The sequence below is a fragment of the Halobellus sp. GM3 genome (genome assembly GCF_052545375.1).
Window position 1 is genome coordinate 217,848 of record NZ_JBQWLT010000007.1, and the last position, 17,413, is coordinate 235,260.

14 protein-coding genes and 1 tRNA gene are annotated in these 17,413 nt (G+C 59.3%); 8 read left to right on the forward strand and 7 right to left on the reverse strand.

From position 1 onward, the window contains the following. Nucleotides 1–9: 9 nt before the first annotated feature. Nucleotides 10–195: a zinc finger HIT domain-containing protein gene (locus ACT3HL_RS13025; protein ID WP_445087268.1), complete on the reverse strand. Its 186-nt coding sequence runs from the start codon at nt 193–195 to the stop codon at nt 10–12. 159 nt (nt 196–354) lie between these two features. Between ACT3HL_RS13025 and ACT3HL_RS13030 the strand changes: the two genes are divergently transcribed. The 3 genes from ACT3HL_RS13030 to ACT3HL_RS13040 all read left to right on the forward strand — a co-directional run bounded on the left by ACT3HL_RS13030 (nt 355) and on the right by ACT3HL_RS13040 (nt 1,458). Beyond that, nucleotides 355–621 carry a glutaredoxin domain-containing protein gene (locus ACT3HL_RS13030; protein ID WP_445087269.1) on the forward strand — a complete coding sequence of 89 codons (267 nt, stop codon included), beginning with the start codon at nt 355–357 and terminating at the stop codon, nt 619–621. Further along, on the forward strand, nt 618–1,151 hold the full coding sequence (locus ACT3HL_RS13035) for a cob(I)yrinic acid a,c-diamide adenosyltransferase (RefSeq protein WP_445087270.1): 534 nt from the start codon (nt 618–620) through the stop codon (nt 1,149–1,151). The genes ACT3HL_RS13030 and ACT3HL_RS13035 overlap by 4 nt, the downstream gene beginning before the upstream one ends. 232 nt (nt 1,152–1,383) lie before the next feature. Beyond that, nucleotides 1,384–1,458: transfer RNA gene (locus ACT3HL_RS13040), tRNA-Val, on the forward strand. Between the two features lie 72 nt (nt 1,459–1,530). Here ACT3HL_RS13040 and ACT3HL_RS13045 read toward each other — a convergent pair. From ACT3HL_RS13045 to ACT3HL_RS13055, 3 genes are read right to left on the reverse strand one after another with little or no spacing between them, the layout of a single operon-like run. Beyond that, the gene (locus tag ACT3HL_RS13045) at nt 1,531–4,506 is read right to left on the reverse strand and encodes an HsdR family type I site-specific deoxyribonuclease (protein WP_445087271.1); all 2,976 of its coding nucleotides are present in this window, start codon (nt 4,504–4,506) and stop codon (nt 1,531–1,533) included. Between the two features lie 21 nt (nt 4,507–4,527). After that, complete coding sequence (locus ACT3HL_RS13050; RefSeq protein WP_445087272.1) at nt 4,528–5,811, reverse strand: restriction endonuclease subunit S; 1,284 nt, start codon at nt 5,809–5,811, stop codon at nt 4,528–4,530. Next, complete coding sequence (locus ACT3HL_RS13055) at nt 5,811–7,379, reverse strand: N-6 DNA methylase (protein WP_445087273.1); 1,569 nt, start codon at nt 7,377–7,379, stop codon at nt 5,811–5,813. The genes ACT3HL_RS13050 and ACT3HL_RS13055 overlap by 1 nt, the downstream gene beginning before the upstream one ends. A 1,440-nt stretch (nt 7,380–8,819) precedes the next feature. On the opposite strand from ACT3HL_RS13055, the gene ACT3HL_RS13060 reads away from it, so the two are divergent. Together ACT3HL_RS13060 and ACT3HL_RS13065 are read left to right on the forward strand one after the other, a co-directional pair. Continuing rightward, nucleotides 8,820–9,890, forward strand: coding sequence for a TAXI family TRAP transporter solute-binding subunit (locus ACT3HL_RS13060; RefSeq protein ID WP_445087274.1), 1,071 nt, complete (start codon nt 8,820–8,822; stop codon nt 9,888–9,890). Between the two features lie 58 nt (nt 9,891–9,948). Then, nucleotides 9,949–11,949, forward strand: coding sequence for a TRAP transporter fused permease subunit (locus ACT3HL_RS13065; RefSeq protein ID WP_445087275.1), 2,001 nt, complete (start codon nt 9,949–9,951; stop codon nt 11,947–11,949). A 22-nt stretch (nt 11,950–11,971) separates the two neighbouring features. On the opposite strand, the gene ACT3HL_RS13070 is transcribed toward ACT3HL_RS13065, so the two are convergent. The 3 genes from ACT3HL_RS13070 to ACT3HL_RS13080 form a co-directional block, all read right to left on the reverse strand. Continuing rightward, entirely contained in the window at nt 11,972–12,805 is an 834-nt protein-coding gene (locus ACT3HL_RS13070) for an NAD(P)-dependent oxidoreductase (protein ID WP_445087276.1), read from the reverse strand. Nucleotides 12,806–13,015: 210 nt separating this feature from the next. Continuing rightward, nucleotides 13,016–13,378 carry a Rieske 2Fe-2S domain-containing protein gene (locus tag ACT3HL_RS13075; protein ID WP_445087277.1) on the reverse strand — a complete coding sequence of 121 codons (363 nt, stop codon included), beginning with the start codon at nt 13,376–13,378 and terminating at the stop codon, nt 13,016–13,018. Next, entirely contained in the window at nt 13,375–14,466 is a 1,092-nt protein-coding gene (locus tag ACT3HL_RS13080) for an amidohydrolase family protein (RefSeq protein WP_445087278.1), read from the reverse strand. Before ACT3HL_RS13080 ends, ACT3HL_RS13075 begins: the two co-directional genes overlap by 4 nt. 73 nt (nt 14,467–14,539) lie before the next feature. Here ACT3HL_RS13080 and ACT3HL_RS13085 point away from each other — a divergent pair, with 73 nt between their 5' ends. The 3 genes from ACT3HL_RS13085 to ACT3HL_RS13095 all read left to right on the forward strand — a co-directional run. Further along, nucleotides 14,540–15,658, forward strand: a complete 1,119-nt coding sequence (locus ACT3HL_RS13085; protein ID WP_445087279.1) for an alpha-hydroxy-acid oxidizing protein — start codon at nt 14,540–14,542, stop codon at nt 15,656–15,658. Nucleotides 15,659–15,913: 255 nt separating this feature from the next. After that, the gene (locus tag ACT3HL_RS13090) at nt 15,914–16,657 is read left to right on the forward strand and encodes an IclR family transcriptional regulator domain-containing protein (RefSeq protein ID WP_445087280.1); all 744 of its coding nucleotides are present in this window, start codon (nt 15,914–15,916) and stop codon (nt 16,655–16,657) included. A gap of 433 nt (nt 16,658–17,090) precedes the next feature. Next, nucleotides 17,091–17,413 (forward strand): aldehyde dehydrogenase family protein (locus tag ACT3HL_RS13095; protein ID WP_445087281.1); only part of this gene is annotated, 323 nt, incomplete at its 3' end.

Below are 17,413 nucleotides of genomic sequence, written 5' to 3' on the forward strand. Positions count from 1 at the left end.
TGCGTCGGCTCACCGGAACTCCGGGACGTCGTCGCCCTCGGCGAACACGTCTGAGTTGCCGTCCGGATCGGCGCAGTGGACGCAGAGGCCCTCGTCCTGATCGAAGTGCACCGAGCAGACGGCCGCGCCGCACCGGTGGCAGACGTACTCGGCCTCGCGCGTTTCGCACACCTGACAGACACCCGTCACGCTCATACTGTCACCGTACGCGGCGCGCCCACTTCACTCGGGGGGTCGCGGGCGGGCGGACCACTCCGACCACCTCACTCACGCGCATCACCAACTCCCACCCCGCCCACGAGCAACTCCGCCCACGAGCAAACTTCTATTGTCCCGGCGACCGCAAGACGACGTATGAGCATCACGCTGTACGCGCTCGATGGATGTCCGTACTGCGAGGCGATCCACGACGCCCTCCGGGAGCACGACATCGACTACGAGACGGTCTGGGTCGACGCGCTGCACTCCGAGCGAAACGAGGTCAAGCGGGTGAGCGGCCAGCGCGCGGTGCCCGTGCTCGTCGACGACGAGCGCGGCGTCACGATGAACGAGAGCGAGAACATCCGACAGTACGTCGAGCGCACGCTCGCGCCCGCGTCCGCGTCGGCGACGGACCGATGAAGATCTACACCGGCCGCGGCGACGAGGGGATGACCGACCTGCGCGACATGTCCCGCGTCTCGAAGACGAGCCCGCGGATCGAGGCCTACGGGTCCGTCGACGAGGCGAACGCGCTCGTCGGCACCGCCCGTCCGACCGGCTACGACGACGTCGACGAGACCCTCAAGCGGGTGCAGAACCACCTCCACGTCGTGCAGGCAGACTTCGCGAACCCCGACCCCGACGAGGGTGACCCCGTGGTGACCGACGCGCACGTCGAGGAACTCGAAGCGGCCATCGACGAGGCCGACGCCGAACTCGACCCGCTGACGTCGTTCATCCTCCCCGGCGGGAGCGAGGCGGGCGCGACGCTGCATCACGCGCGGGCGGTCGTCCGCCGAGCGGAGCGCCGCGCCGTCGACCTCGCGGCCGATCAGCCGGTGAACGCGGCGGCGATCCGGTATCTCAATCGGCTCTCGGACGCGCTGTTCGTCCTCGGACGGCTCGTCAACGCCCGCGACGGCGTCCCCGAGGAATCGCCGTCGTACTGACCCCGGCGGTTCGGGGGAAGTCGCCCCCGCTCCCGGTCGCGTTCGCGTGGTACGGCCCACGGGGGCGCGAACGCTCCGACTGCGGCTTTGCTCCCGCATCCGGGGACGGGGCGGCGCTCCGCGGGGGTAGCGTGTCGCGGGCGCGTCCCCGACTCGGTCACCGAACGCCGTCTCCGAGCCGAAACGCGAATCCAATCCGTTTAAGGAACCGCACGCGAAAGAGGTGGGTGAAGGGCTGGTGGTCTAGTCCGGTTATGACGGCTCCTTCACACGGAGCAGGTCGGCAGTTCGAATCTGCCCCAGCCCACTTCTCCCCTCCTAGCCGAGTCCTTACTGATGACGTCGCCTTCTCTCGGGCCGCTTTTCGCTCGGGATCAGGCTACGTGTGAACTCCGGCGGAGACGTCCCCGTACAGCGCCTCGGCTTGGTGGACGATCGGCTCTACGAGGGGTTGGTAGTCGCTGTGCGAGAGCCCGTTTTTCCGAAGCAGTCCCTTCACTCTCGTCTTCAGCTTCGACCGCATCGCCTTCCGGTTCGTCCAATCGATATTCACGTTCTCTCTGAGCATCTCACACACCTCTCGGGCAATCGCTTGGAGGAGTTCGTCGTCGATCTCCGTCTCCGTGTTCGTCGCGATCGCGTCGTAAAACGCCAGCTCGTCCGCGGAGAGCCCTAACCGCTCCTTCCGGCGGTCCTCCCGCTGTAGCTCCGCCGCGTACTCCCGTAGCTCTTCGATCACCTCCGCGGTCGTCAGAAACTGATTGTTGTACTCTATGAGCGTCTCCTCCAGCTCTTTTCCGAAGGACTCGTACCTCGCGAGGTTCTGCTGTTTCCGCGTCGAGATCTCGTTCCGGAGGAGCTTCTCCAGCATTTTCACCTGGAGCTCCGGCTGCTCGACGCGCTCGACGTCCGAGAGGAACTCCTCGCTCACGATCGGCTCCTCGGACTTCCACTTCTCGAAGCCGGCGACGGACACGACGTCGTCGGCGGTGACGCCCTCCGCGATCAGCGTCTTCATCGCCGAGTCCACGTCGTCGTTCCCGGTGGAGCCGTCGCTCTCGACGGTCCGAAGGCTGTCTCTGACCGCCTCGAAGAAGAGCAGATCAGAGCGGATCTCGCTGGCTGCGGTGTGCGGCGTCACCAGCGCGAAGGCGCGCTTGAGTTCCGCTACGGCCCGCATGAACTCCGCCTTCTTCTCCTCGGTGGCGATCACCTCGCTCTCGGCGCGGTGGATCAATCGGGAGAGTTCGAGTTCACCGAGTTCCTCCCACCCGTCGTAATCGACGCCCGATAGGTACCGAGAGACCCTGTAGTGCTTCCGTTTCATCACCTCGACGGCGGTCTCGACGTCGACCATCGCCATCTCTTGGATATCGGAGGTGTACTTATCGAGGGCCCGCCGCAGGTCCTCTGCGATGCCGATGTAGTCCACCACGAGTCCCCCCGGTTTGTCCTTGTAGACTCGGTTCACCCGCCCGATGGCCTGGAGCAGATTGTGGTTCTTCATCGGCCGGTCGACGTAGAGGGTGTGCAGCGGGGGGCAGTCGAAGCCGGTCGTCCACTTGTCGCAGACGACGATGATCTTCAGCGGGTCGTCGGGGTCCTTGAACCGGCGTTTGAGCTCCCCCTCGCTCGCGGGGTCGTCGATGTGCTCTTCGGGCTCGGAGATGACGACGCCGACTTCCGGGGCATCAGGCTGTTGTTCGATGTAGCGCTTGTATTTGACCGCGGCCTTCCGGCTGATGGAGACGACCATCGCCTTCCCCTCGATCTCGCGGTCGTTGTAGTGGCCGACGATGTCCGCGGCGATCTTTTCGAGGCGGTCGTCGGCGGTCTCGATGACGCGCCGGAGGTTCGTCCACTTCTCGACGAGTTCGTTCTCCAGTTCCTCGTCGCCGGAGTCGAGGAGCTCCCGCACCGACTCGCTGATCGCCCCCTCGTCGAGCTGGAGTTTCGCGAACCGGGACTCGTAGTAGATCGGGACGGTCGACCCGTCTTCCTCGGACCGGTCGATCGTGTACTGGCTGACGTACTCGCCGAACGTCGCCCGGGTCGCGTTGTCGCCGTCGTGTATCGGCGTCGCGGTGAAGCCGATGAAGGAGGCGTTCGGGAGTGCGTCCCGCAGATTCTCACCCAACTCCTTGGTCTGAGAACGGTGCGCCTCGTCGGCCATGACGATCACGTCCTCGCGCTCGTTGACGACCGGATGCACGCGTTCGTCCGCTCGGGTCTGGAACTTCTGTATCGTGGTGAATATCAGCCCGCCGGCCCGCCGGTCGAGTCGCTCCCGCAGGTCCGCGATGGTGTCGGCCCAGCTCACGTCGTACCCGGCGTCGCCGAAGGTGTGGGCGATCTGTTCGTCAAGCTCGTTGCGGTCCGTGACGACGACGAACGTCGGGTTCCCGAAGTCGTCGCTCCGGCGGATCTTCCGCACGAAGTAGACCATCGAGAGCGACTTCCCGGAGCCCTGGGTGTGCCAGTAGACCCCGATGCGGCCCAAGTCGTCCCCTTGCGTCTCCCGCGCGCTCTCGACGGCCGCGCGGACGCCGTAGAACTGGTGGTACCCCGCCAGCATCTTCACCGGCCGGCCGTCCACCTCGCTGAAGACGATACAGTTCTGAATGAGGTCTAAGAGGCGCTCCTTCTCGAAGACGCCCCTGAGGAGGACCTCCTGCTCGGGCAGGTCATCCCGCTCGTCGCCCTCCCTCTCGACGTATCGCCAGGGGCGGTACCACTGCCAGCCCGCGTCGAGACAGCCGATCCGGGCCTCGTGCAGATCCGAGAGCCCGATCACCTCGTTATAGCGGAACAGCGGGGTGATGTCGTCTCGGTAGCGACTGTTGACTTGGTCGTACGCGCTCTCTAGGGTCGCCTCCGGCTCGGTCAGGCTCTTGAATTCGAGCACGCCGATCGGGAGGCCGTTGAGGAACACGACCATGTCCGGCTTCCGGCGGGGATTGTCCCCGACCTGCACGGTGAACTGCGTGGTGACGAGCCAGTCGTTGTTCTCGGGGGTCTCGAAATCGACCGGCCGGACGAAGCGGCCGACTTGCTCGCCGTCCCGTTCGTATTCGACTTGAACCCCGTTGACCACCTGCTGATGCAGTCGTTGATTGTCCTCCAGCAGATTCGGGGACTGGGTGCTCGTCAGCCGACGAACCGCCTCCTCGCGGGCTTGCTTTGGTATCTCCGGATTGATTGTCTTGATTTGGTCTCTCAGACGGTCCCTGAGAACGACGTCACCCGTGGACGCTCGCGCAGAACTCAGATCAGAGGCTGATAAATAATTGTATCCGAGATTCTGAAATACCTCTATCGCTGGTCTCTCGGCTAATTCCAGTTCATCGAGAGCCATCGTTCGTATTTGAGAGGATCCTCATCCATTTAATAATATCTTTCCGCTTAGAAGTTTTGGTAGTAGTATATCACGGATCTCGTGGATATCTATACTCTCTTTTTGATATGATGTGGCTAATTCGGATAAGTTGGTTGCAATCTTATTGAACACCTCGCGATCTTTTTCTGGGGGGACCCCGACCAACTGTTCTCTTACGATTCCTTGATTGATATTCTGTTGTGCAGACCCAACTGCTAGATTCTTGAGTTGCGGCTGAAGGTTTTGTAGAGCCTCATATAAGAACGGGTAACCGATTTCATCTTTCGCGATCAAGGCACAGCAGGCTTGGTTATATGCTGCTTCCGTTTTCAATATACCAACCTTTCCGACGGCCTCACCATATAGACCGACGAGAACAGTATTAATTGGGCTCACTTGGCAACTCGACTCATTCAAACCCTCTTTGGAGATTTTCTCCTCGGTAGCGACAATATTATAATTCCCTAACTCTCCGGTTTTGACCCAGTTAATATCACTACCCCAGTAATTGTCATTACTTCTTTTTGGAGTACCTCCGTTTTGGACTGTTCGACAGATATTTTCTATCGCCTCGATACGAAATGATTCGGGAACTTGCCCCAGTTCACTCTGCTTGGATGAGTCGTATATAGTGTGATCTATAAACCACGATTTGAAGAGTAGAGTAGATAATTCAGTTAGGAGTGATTTTGCGCTTAAATTCGACTCTATCTTATCATCAAGAGTAGTTAGGGCCCCTGCAATAGAACGCTGAATATCCACTGGTGGGACTGGAATCTCAATATCCGCAAACGATTTCATCGTGATTGTGTCGAACACGGTACCGTACGACACGGCTTGGACTTGTCCGAACACGTACTGCCACGCGTAGTAGAGATAATCATCCAGCAGTTCTTCACCTGTGTCCAAAGCGTAACAACTCTGGTTGAACGCCATTGGCTCGCCGAGCTGTATGACCTCCCCTACTGAGCCTCTGGCAACCACGACGACCGTTCCGGCGGGCAGGATTTTGGCGTTGCTGGCGTCTCGCCCGGCTTCGGTCATGTTCTCCGCGGTGTCGTAGACGTGGCGCGTTTCGGACTGCGAGATGTCCTTCGCGCTGGCCCACTGGATGTCACCGCCCCAGTATTCGTCCTCGCTTCGCTTCGGGGTCTTTCCGAGGACCGGCTCCATCAGCTCCGAGAGCGGGCGCATCTCCCAGCGTTCGTTTCCGGGACCGTACTCCTCGCTCACCTCGGCCGCTTTCGCCTCCTCGACGATGGTGTCGAGCTTTTTCTGCGGCATCAGAAGCCCAACTCCTCGAGGTTCGTCTCGATGTCCTCCTGCAGGGCGTTCGACCGCTGGAACTGCTCGCGGAGCTCCGCCGACAGCTCCTCCATCTTCACTTCGTAGGGGACCTCGCTGGTCGTGTCGCGGTCGATGCCCACGTACCGCCCGGGCGTCACCATATAGTCGTTCTCGGCGATCTCCTCGATCGTCGCTCTCTTGCAGAACCCCGTTTCGTCCTCGTAGCTGCCGACGCCGTCCTCACCCCGATACGCTCGGACGGTGTCCGCGATCGTTTGGATATGCTCCTCGGTCAGACGGTTCTGCGTCCGGTCGATCGATTCGTAGAGGTCCTTCGCGTTGACGAACAGCGTCTCGTCCGTTCGGTCGCGGTACTGATCCGAGCCCTTCCCTTTGCTGATGATCCACAGACAGACCGGAATCGAGGTGGTGTAGAACAGTTCGCCCGGGAGCGCGATGACGGCGTCGAGGAGGTCGGCGTCGACGATCTCCTTTCGGATCTCGCCCTCGGTTCCCTGCACGGACATCGACCCGTTCGCCATCACCGTGCCGGCCATCCCGTCGTCGTCGAGGTGGGCGATCATGTGCTGGATGAAGGCGAAGTTCGCGTTATTCGACGGCGGCATCCCGTACTCGAACCGGGAGTCGCCATCGGAGACGGTCTCTTTCCCCCACTCGCTCATGTTGAACGGCGGGTTCGTGATGATCTTGTCCGCCCGGAGGTTGGGGAACTGATCGTTCCGGATGCTGTCGCCGAGTTGGATGTTCCCGTCGATGCCCCGCAGGTAGAGGTTCATCTGACAGATGCGCCACGTGGCGTCGTTGACCTCCTGTCCGTATATTGACACCCGGCTCTCGTCGCCGCCCTTCCGCTCGAGGAACTTGTGGCTCTGCACGAACATCCCGCCGGAGCCGCAGAACGGATCGAAGATGCGCCCCTCGAAGGGCTCTAAGATCTCGACCAGTAGCTCGACGACGTGCTTCGGCGTGTAGAACTCCCCGCCGCGGTGTCCCTCCTGCCGGGCGAACTCCTTGATGAAGTACTCGTAGACGCGCCCGAAGACGTCCTCGTCTTGGGTCTCTCTCCCGTTGCCGAGGTCCAGTTCCGCGAATTCGTTGAGCAACCCCTCCAGCGTGTCCTGGGGGATGCGCGAATACCGCTTCGGCAGCATCCCGTCGAGGCGGTCGGGGTTCGCCTCCTCGATGGCCCGCATCGCGTCGTCGATCTGCGCCCCGATGTCGGGATCGGTCGCGTTGTCGATGAGGTACTCCCAGCGAGCCTCCTCGGGGACGTAGAAGACGTTCTCACCGTGGTATGCGTCCTTGTCTTCGAGGATGAACTGGCGCTCGTCGTCGTCGTCTCCGCAGTAGTACATCGAGTCCTCCTCGTGCGTCAGCCCGCGCAGTTCCTCGCGGCGCTTTTGGAACGCGTCGGACATATACTTCTGAAAGAGGAGACCGAGAACGATGTGTTTGTACTCCGCGGACTCGACGGGGCCGCGCAACCCCTCGGCGGACTGCCACAGGCTCGTCTCGAATGCCCCGTCGTCGCCGTTAATACTCATACCCCAACCACCGGAGTTGGGGGCCTTCAATTTTGCCTACTGACCGCTGTGGACGCCACCGGAGACACAAGCGCACCACTCGGCGGTATCGGCCGGCGGCGTCCGCGCGCTCAGTCGTCAACGATCGATTTTCCGGTTGCCGTCCCAAAGAGTCGCCCCTGTCTCCGGCTGGGCGTCTGCCCTCGCGTCCCGGCCTTGTGCACTTGCGCCCTCCCGCCGCCGTGCGCCCGCCCGCGGCGCAGTTCTGACTCCTCTCATCCGTCCGGCAGCATTTTTTCAGGTGCGGTATAGTCGTGCTAGAGTGGGGTTTGACGTCTTCACCCACACACTCGATCGTGCGCTGTCGTGCGATCGAAGAGCGATCAGTTGCAAACGCTACTATAGCTACAGAGACACAGTGAGCCTCAGTTGTCGGTGTCTACGTTGTCGTTGTGAACAAATTATAGATCTGATATATCTACTGTATCATCTTGAAAACTATACTTTTAGAGAGCAGCTGTTGTATCCCGTGTCTCCCAGTGGCACAATCGAGATCTATCCCCATGCTATGCGTTATTTAGTGGCGTTACACGATCGACGAGAAACGCGGCGTTAACGAGACGCAGTACGCCTCGCTCGTACACCGGAACGCAAAGCGTTCTGTGGATGCTGTCAACGTCGTTTTCTTCCTGCGTTCGCGGAAGAACGAGTGAACGAGGAGATTATGGTAGCGTTTGCAGGTCTTCGCTCACTCGGCCGTGCGCTGTCGTGCGATCGGATGCGAAATTGGTTGCAAACGCTCCTATATTTCCCCTCGCCCCGGTCTTTGTCTGGTGTGACCCATTCGTTCCGGGTCGTAGTAGCGTAGAGCCCAGATCGCCCGTCATTGAGTAGAGTCACCGTCTAATCGACTACAGCGTGGGTTGTCTTCGACCGTCCTCGGTCTGTGGATCGTCTTTGTGGGCCTAGCTGTGAGCGATGGTTCGAGCTCCAGTAACACCAAAAATTTAGAAAATAGAAACAATATTTGAAATTGATAATTATGTGGGGAAGAGCTCCATATCGAGCTTTATCAGTAGTCGCGCTGTCGCTTCTTGTTCTCTGAATCTATAGTAGCGTTTGCAAGTCTTTACACATTCGACCGCACGACGGCGTGCGGTCGGATGGCAATCAGTTGCAAACGCTGCTATCACTCGGTCTGGTCAAGGGTACTGTCGAAGAGATCGTTTTCGGATGTACATTAATATGCACAGCGTCCCAAAATTATGGTACGGTAGGGGAGGATCTGAATACTCAGCTTTGCCCGCAGCCGTGGTGTGGCTTCTCCCGCCACAAAACCCTAAATTGATCCTCCTACCTCCCAAAGAATTATATTATTCATTATCGTTACGGCGTAACATGGGTAATAAGAACACCCGGCAACAGAGGACAGCGTACCATTCCAACCGTCGTCAACTTCTGATGGCGTCCGCAGGACTCGGTTCTGTCTTCCTCGCGGGCTGTTCGTCGGGATCCAGCGGGAATAATCAGTCCGGTGGAGACTCGGATGGCTCGGACGGAGGCGGCGGTTCCGACGGGAGTTCGGACACGACGACGACGTCGGGCAGTTCGTCCAACCGGGTGACGATGTTGACATCACCACCGGGCACACTCGGCAACGCGATGGGGAACGGGATGATGTCGCTGTTCTCCCAAGAGACGGAGTACTCCGGGAGCGCCTCGGCCGGGAGTGGTTCGATACAGAACATCGTCGAGGTGATGCGCGGGGAGGCCGACCTCTCTCGCGGAGTTACGTCTGTCCTCTGGGCAGCGTACAACGGCGAGGACCCGGTCAACGTCGACGCAGAGTACCAGCCGTTACAGCTGATTTCCCACCAGTATCTTCGAGCCGCACTGGTGTGTAAAACCAGCGACGACTTCGAGTACGTATCCGACCTCTCCGGCAGCCCCGTTGCTCGCGGTCCGCAGGCGGCGTCGTTCCAGCCCGCGCTCGATCTGGCGTACAACGCGGTGATGGACGACCACAATGACGCGTATCAAGCGCCGAATGAGATGGCTCCGGCCCTCGCGGCGGGTAACGTCAAGGCCTCAATCATTATGAACACGAACGGCGCGATGCCGTCGTTCGCTCAGGAGGTGGCGTCGCGAAGCTCGACCCGGTTACTCGGCTGGAAGGAGGAGAACATCCAGCAGATTCGAGATATGGATAACGTTACCGGAGTGATGCAGGCGAACGACTTCTGGGACGGGGTCGACGAGTTCGTGATGTCGCCCGACACGTTCATGCCGTCGGTTAACTACTCGATGATCAGTTCGGCCGCCACCTCCTCGGAGGTCGTCTACACCTTCCTCGACACCATCTTCTCGAACCGCGACGGCCTGCCTGACATCCACGCGGGCTTCGGGCCGTGGACTGACGAGGAGTGGTATACACGACTGGTCGATCCGCGGATTCCATTCCACCCGGGCGCGGCGGAATTCCTTCGAGACAACGACCTGTGGAGCGACGATTTCCAGGAAGCCGACGTCTGAACCGCTTCCCGCCTTGGCAGCTGGTACCCCCGTTACCGACAGATAGGTACCGATCCCTATGACACAAATATCTCTCACGCAAGTGGTACAGCACGTCCGCGAAAGCGGTCGGAAGCCGTTCTCATCGATTTCAGGACTCGCCGGTGTCCTGCTGTCTGGACTCATTGTTTGGTACACGTTCTACGGCACGGCGATTCCGCGACGAATGCAGGCAAATCTCGTTCTCGGTGCCTGCATTCTCATCTATTACTTCCATCAGGCCTACGAACGCCGCGAGGGCGCCGACACCCTCACTCGTCGTGATCAGGTCGCCATCGCTTGGTTCGCCGTCGCCGGGATCGCCGGCACTGTCGCCGCCGGCTACGTTCACCTGAACTACTACAACTGGCTCGACAACTCGCGACTGTTAGTGTACAACAATTCCGATCTCGTCGTCGGTGCGACCGTTATGATTCTGGTGCTCGACATCACCTACCGGTCGTTCGGGAGGGCACTCAGCGGCGCCGTCATTCTCGCTCTGCTGTACGGGGTCGTCGGCGAATCACTGCCGGGGATGCTCCAACACCGTGGGTTAAGTATCTCCGAGTTGATCGCCCGTGAAACAATCGTTTTGAGCGGTGTCTACGGGAGCCTCCTCCAGATCGCGGCGACGTGGGTCGCGATTTTCATTCTCTTCGCGGGATTTGTCGAGGCCCACGGCGGTTTCAATTTCATTCGTCGACTGGGGTTGCGCGTCGCGACGCTCTCGCGGAGTGGGATCGCACAATCGTCGGTCATTTCGAGTATGGTCGTCGGAATGCTGACCGGTGGCGCGGCGGTCAACGTCGCCCTCACCGGCTCGTTCACGATCCCCCTGATGAAGGAGTACAATATCCCGCCGCGTTACGCCGCCGCGATCGAGTCGATGGCGAGTAGCGGCGGTCAGATCCTCCCGCCGATTATGGGTCTCGCGGCGTTCCTCATCGCTGACTTCATCGGTATTCCGTACGCCGATGTCATCGTCAGCGCGACTATTCCGGCTCTCCTGTTTTACGGTCTCGTCGCCGTCAGTGTACACATTCTCGTGATCTCTTCGGGGTGGAGCCCCGAAGTCGACGAGGAAGACCTCATGAAGGGTCTGACTCACAATCGGAAGCGATTCGCAGCCGAAGGGCTTCAGTATCTGCTCCCACTCATTGTACTAATGTACTGTCTGATCGTCCTACGGCTGCCGATTATGCTGTCCGGTGGGTATACGATCGGTACGTTCCTGCTTCTCCGGATACTCTACGATATCAGCCCGTTAAACCCCGGGGAGCCCGACAGGGAAATGGCGACGGATCTCGTCCGGGACACCATCGAGGGGCTCCGACTCGGCGCAATACGACTGGCGCCCTTCGTCGGCTTACTCGCCGCGCTCGGGATGATCGTCACGGTTCTGGGATACAGCGGTCTCGGCCTTCGAATCGCCACGTCAACCCTGATCGCTGGCGGAGGATCGTTCGTCGTCATACTCCTGATTGCGATGGGTGTCAGCCTCCTGTTCGGGCTCGGAATGCCGACGCCGGCGGCCTACATTCTTGTGGCGGCAGTGCTGGCGCCCGCACTCATCCAAGTCGGGCTTCCGGATCTGACGGCCCATCTATTCGTGTTCTACTTCGCGCTGCTCTCGGCTATCACCCCGCCCGTTGCCGTCGCCGTCGCTGTCGCATCGGAGATCGCCGAAGCCGACTTCCTCCAGTCGGTGAAGGCGACGCTCGTTCTGGGAGGGCCTGCGTTCGCGATCCCGTATCTCTTCGTTGCGAATCCCGCACTGCTCACGTGGGCGTTTCCCGACGTCATCATCGAGGCCGGTCTGGTCGGGATCGGGATGCTCGGACTGGTATTCAGCCTCACTGGATCAAACGGCGCGACGGCGTACTCACTGCCACAGCGCGCCGTGTTCTTCGTTCTCTTCCCTGTGATCGGTTTCGTTCCGAGCACGGTCGTCCGCGTTGTCGCAGCGGCCTTGGTCGTCGTGCTTGGGTTCCGCGGCTGGATCGCCGGTCGCCTGCCCGTCTTTGACCCGAGCGAGCAGTAACGGATCCCCTCTTTTTGAGAACTCACACGACCCGATTCCACGGTTCTTCGCCACTGGACAGCCGAGAGACGTTCGTCTCTACGAGGTCAGCGACGAGCTCGTGGAAGTGATTCGCCTGTCCCGCCATATGCGGCGTAACGATCACTTCCTCCATCTCCCAGAGCGGCGAGTCCGCTGGAAGCGGTTCCTCCTCGAAGACGTCGAGTGCGGCCCCCGCGATCTCGTCAGTCTCGAGGGCGACCTCTAGGGCGCGCTGATCGACAATCTCGCCGCGGCTCGCATTGATCAGGAACGCATCGTCGCGCATCGCCTCGAACTCCGATTCGCCGACGAGGCCACGGGTCTCCTCGGTAAGCGGCATCGACAGCACGACGAATCGAACGTCTGTGAGCGCCTCCTGAAGCCGGCGAACGTCGTACACGCGGTCGACGCCGTGTGCGTTCACGGGCCGGATATCGACGCCGGTGACGTCCATCCCGAGTGCGGCCGCTCGCGTAGCTATCCCGCTTCCGATCTGTCCCATCCCGACGACGCAAGCGGACGAAGAGCCGATGGTGAACGGTCGTTTCCACGGGATCCGTTCCCAGACTTGATCCTCCTGTTGCCCGTGGTATGAGTGCAGACCTCGGGCAAGTGATAAGAGATACCCGATCGTCGTTTCTGCAACCATATCCGTGGGGAGTCCCGTACTGTTCGTGAGCAGGACGCCAGCCGCATCGTATTCGGCGAGTGGATAGTCGTCATACCCCGACCGGATCTCATGGACCCACTGTACGGTCTCAATAAATGTGTCGTCGTGGCCGAGTGTGACAACCGCGTCGCAGCCGTCGAGCGTCGATTCGTCCACTACTGTCACCGCCGGGTCGATCCGAGGATCGAGAGTATCTCTCAGTTGAGCGGGTGGGAACGGGTGATCGAACGTATCGTAGATTCCGATCGATTGAATTTCTGGAGTTTCTGAGTCCATCGTGAGGTTGCTCTACGGGAGTACGAATAACTATTGGGACACTGTTGAGACCGAGCGGGGAAAACGAATACCGTGACTCTGCGGACACCGGGGTCAGGATCAGATGGTGACGTATAGTTCGCCGTCCTCGACTTCGACCTCGTACTGTTCGAGTTCGATATCGTTCTTCCCGATGTGCTCGCCGGTCTCGATTTCGTACTCCCAGCCGTGCCATGGGCAGGTGACAGTCATCTCATCGGAAATCCGCTTCGTTGTTCGCTCTCCCGGCTCGCTGGGTTCCGCTACGATCTTGCCGCCGAACCGTCCGGTACAGGCGGGGCCCCCCTGATGTTTACACTCGTTTTCGAGCGCATAGTAGTCACCGTCGACGTTGAACAGGCCGATAGACGTCCCGTTTGCCACCACAATCTCGCGTTCTCCGGGCTGTATCTCGTCGGTGCTCCCAACGTGGACCCGGCTCATATCTCCATCACCTCCTCTGCCGTTCCGCTGAGAATCCGGGCCTTTTCGGCTTCACTCAGGAACTCGCGATCGGTGATGACGCTTGGCCGATCGTAATCCCAGTGGGGATAATCGGAGGCGTACATCAGGCGATCAGCACCGCCGATCATCTCGATGACGTGTTCCAGATGCTCCTCGTTCTCCGGAACTTCCAACGGTTGGATACCGTAGTAGAACTCCTTCATGTACTCACTCGGCAACTTCTCGAGAACGGGCGCTTCAGAGGGTCGTTTGAGGTACTCCGCGTCGAGACGATGCATAATATTCGGTATCCAGAAAATCCCTGATTCCTGAAACATAATGTCCAGATTGGGGTATTTCTCCGGTATCCCTTGGACAACGAGGCTCACGACCTGCGCCATATTGTTGAACAGGAACCCGAGCGTGTGCGTCTCGATGAACTCCTCGTACCCCTTGATGTGGAACTCTTCGAGACCGGCGCCGCCGGTGTGGAAGTTAACGGGAAGTCCCTTTTTCTCACAGATGTCGTAGATCGGCTCGTAGCGTCGATTGCCAAGCGGAGGCTCCGGGCCGGCGGTTATCATACACAGGCCCACGATTCCGTCCTCGTCTGCGTACTCGTCGACGAGTTCGACAGTGTACTCGGGGTCTTGAAACGGCGCCGGAATCATCGTGTAGATTCCCTCGGAAGGATCGACCACTTTGTCGAGCATATACTCGGTGTAGGTCTTCGAGAGTTTGTTCATCCGCTCGTCATCGCCTCGAATCCGACCGAACGTGAGGACCTTCTGTGAGAGAACAACGCAGTTGTCCAGACCGAGGTGGTCCATAATCGGCGGGATGTCTTCGGGCCCCATCTCCTCGGGATAGGTAACTTCCGGCCGCTGAATCCGACCGAACACGTTCCGACTGCCAGTACTCGAGGGATAGAGACTCACCGGAGCGCTCCCCGATGCCTCGGTCGCCTCCCCGGTCGTGGTCGACTTGAAACGCTCTTTCCAAGGGTCGTCGTCATCGAGATACGTGGCCAGTTCGCCTAAGTCCTCCAGATAATGAGCATCTGCGTCGGTAACGGTATACTGTACCATACAGAGAAGCATAGAGTTGAGTTATTTAATACTTTTGGGCAACCTTGTTTTTCGTGAGGAGAGATACCAGAGTGTGACAGAGACAGAATCTTTCATCGAGCGACGTGAGCGGGAAATACGAACGCAGGGAGCTGTCGTTCCGTTCGAATTTTCGGTGCTGGAGTCGACGGCACTGGAGAGTCTCCCCGCCGAGGCCTGTGCGTTCGTGGCGGGCGGCGCGGGGTCCGGGAAAACGAAGGCTGCGAACGAGGAGGCCTTCGATGACTGGGGCATCCGTCCACGGGTATTCCGAGACGTTGCCGACCGGACCCTCGAATGCGAGATTTTCGGCATCTCCCTCCCTGCTCCCGTTGTACTCGCACCGATCGGCCAGCAATCGATGTACGACGACCAAGGAGAACTGGCGAGTGTGCGAGCGGCAGGTTCCTTGGACGTCCCGTTCACGTTGAGTACGCCGTCGTCGTATTCGATCGAGGCGGTCGCCGATGCAAGTCCTGACGTCCCTACGTTCTTTCAACTGTACTGGACGGCGGACTGGGACGTCACCGAGAGTTTGCTGAATCGAGCCGAACGGGCGGGTTACAGCGCTATCGTACTTACTGTCGACTTTCAGGTGTCCCGGTGGATGCCTGAAGTCATCCGCCAACCGGAGGGGGAGGCGAAACAAGCAGAGTTTCGGTTCGCCAATCTCGAGTCCGACCCTGTAGCCGCGCCGGGGAGGGACGAGGAACACACTGTTGGGCGGGATCGGTCCGTGACGTGGGAAGACCTCGTGTTCCTCAAAGAGCGGACCGAGCTTCCGATAATCGTGAAAGGTATTTGTCACCCTGATGATGCGAAGCGGGCGCTGGAATACGGTGCTGATGGAATCGTGGTTTCAAATCACGGCGGTCGACAGATCGACGGGGCCGTAAGCGCTGTATCTGCGCTGCCGTCTATCGTTGATGTAGTTGACGGCGATATTCCTATTCTCTTCGACAGCGGGATCCGGAGCGGCGGTGATATTTTCAAGGCGCTCGCCCTGGGTGCAGATGCCGTCTTCCTCGGACGGCCATACATTTATGGTCTCACCCTCGCCGGCGAACGCGGTGTTTACGAGGTTCTACACAATGTAATCGCTGAACTAGATAGCGTGCTCGGACTCGCCGGGTACGACGATATTCGAGATCTAGACACGACGTCCCTCGTCTGAGCGACGAGTAACACCCGCTTCTGGTCGATCGGTCTTGCAGGAGGAGTTACGCAGAGAGACTGCTGTACTCGTTGTCTCGTAGCACCGTTTCCGCTATTAGTGGAAACACTCTCCATATCTGCCACCATTTAAAATACTATTACAAATATAATCCCGTAATTGTAAATTTCACTATATTTATTTGCGGTATTACCGGATACGGAATACGGGACGAATTTGGGTAAATTTAACACTTCAGTGGTCGTGGAGGCGAATATGGTCGTCGATTCGGTCAAATTGGCATTCAGTATACTCGGATTCGTGCGATCGGAAAACGGAGCTGGTGTGTCAGCAGTTGCGGACCGGTTTGATATCCCCACGAGTACAGCGTATGACCACCTCTCGACGCTGTACGAGCTAGAATACGTCACGAAAGAGGACAGCCAATACAAATTGGGCCTCAACGCGTTCCATCTCGGCTCTGGGGCAAAAGCCTCGACTCAGATCAGTAGCTCGGGGCTGGAAATAGCGGACCGTCTCGCCGATCAAACCGGTGAAAACGTGTTGCTAGTCGCCGAGGAGTTCGGCTTTGCGTTTTATCTCCATCGAAGCATCGGGGAGTACGGCATCGAGACACGCAATTTCTTGGGTGATAAGCAGTTCCTTCACTGTACCGCCAGTGGGAAAGCAATTCTGGCGAACTTACCGGCGGATCGAGTAGAAGAGATCATAGAGCGACACGGGCTTTGCGAACGCACTGAGCATACGATAACGGACCGAGACGAACTCCTCGAGGCGCTCGATAACGTTCGTAACCAGGAGTACGCACTCAGCAACCAGGAGACAGCGATCGGTACCGCGGGGATTGCCGCTCCCGTGATCGTCGATAATTATGTTTACGGTGCAATCGCGGTCACAGGCCCCACAAAACGAATCTGGCGTGAGGAGACGAAGCAGAATATTATCAAGGCGGTGCTAGAGGCATCGAACGAAATTCAGCTCCGGATTATGTATCAATAGTTTCAACCCAGATACTGAGTCCCTTTCCCGGGATCTTGTACGTAATCCACACAGTAATTGACGTCCGCGTACGGACAACTTCTGGCACACCGGATATGGGACTTCACCTGTTCCTGCCGAATGATGTGAGCGTTTTCACCCATAGATTGTCGAAGCGCCTGAGGACCATCTTGCTCACACCAAGCAGTGCCAGATTGCTGCCGGGAAGAGGAGGGTCAGCGGAAGACGCGATCGGCGACTACGACCGCCGAGATGCGGCTGATGGCACGGGCGTGGTAATTTCGGCGTGAGTTGTGGGTCGTGATTCGTTGATACTGTGGGTGATTATCAGCCGTTCGGCGGTCCTCCATCGAGTCTTACGCTGACGCCTAACTACACACGACCGTCCCCGGCCAGACGCAAAGCCTAATAGGATATCTGATAACAATACCCTATGTCACAGCAGGGAGTCGAACACCGCGGGATGTACGTCGACGGCGAGTATCGGGACGGGGCGAGTACGTTCACTGTCGAGGATCCCTCCACTGGGGAGGCGATCGCCTCCGTCGCCGACGCGGGCGAGGCGGGCGTCGACGCCGCGCTCGAGTCGGCCAGACGGGCTCAAGTGGAGTGGGCCGCGATGGATCCCATCGACCGCGGGCGCGTCCTCCGGGAGGTCGCGCGGGCCTTCGAGGAGCACGTCGACGAACTCGCGGAGATCGCCACCCGGGAGATGGGTCGGCCCATCGGGCAGTCGAAGGGGCTGGTCGGCAACGC

Excerpts from the sequence above, each read along its gene's own strand:
- ACT3HL_RS13025 (WP_445087268.1), bottom strand. The coding sequence starts at position 195 with ATGAGCGTGACGGGTGTCTGTCAGGTGTGCGAAACGCGCGAGGCCGAG.
- ACT3HL_RS13030 (WP_445087269.1), top strand. The coding sequence starts at position 355 with ATGAGCATCACGCTGTACGCGCTCGATGGATGTCCGTACTGCGAGGCG.
- ACT3HL_RS13035 (WP_445087270.1), top strand. The coding sequence starts at position 618 with ATGAAGATCTACACCGGCCGCGGCGACGAGGGGATGACCGACCTGCGC.
- ACT3HL_RS13045 (WP_445087271.1), bottom strand. The coding sequence starts at position 4,506 with ATGGCTCTCGATGAACTGGAATTAGCCGAGAGACCAGCGATAGAGGTA.
- ACT3HL_RS13050 (WP_445087272.1), bottom strand. The coding sequence starts at position 5,811 with ATGCCGCAGAAAAAGCTCGACACCATCGTCGAGGAGGCGAAAGCGGCC.
- ACT3HL_RS13055 (WP_445087273.1), bottom strand. The coding sequence starts at position 7,379 with ATGAGTATTAACGGCGACGACGGGGCATTCGAGACGAGCCTGTGGCAG.
- ACT3HL_RS13060 (WP_445087274.1), top strand. The coding sequence starts at position 8,820 with ATGGCGTCCGCAGGACTCGGTTCTGTCTTCCTCGCGGGCTGTTCGTCG.
- ACT3HL_RS13065 (WP_445087275.1), top strand. The coding sequence starts at position 9,949 with ATGACACAAATATCTCTCACGCAAGTGGTACAGCACGTCCGCGAAAGC.
- ACT3HL_RS13075 (WP_445087277.1), bottom strand. The coding sequence starts at position 13,378 with ATGAGCCGGGTCCACGTTGGGAGCACCGACGAGATACAGCCCGGAGAA.
- ACT3HL_RS13080 (WP_445087278.1), bottom strand. The coding sequence starts at position 14,466 with ATGGTACAGTATACCGTTACCGACGCAGATGCTCATTATCTGGAGGAC.
- ACT3HL_RS13090 (WP_445087280.1), top strand. The coding sequence starts at position 15,914 with ATGGTCGTCGATTCGGTCAAATTGGCATTCAGTATACTCGGATTCGTG.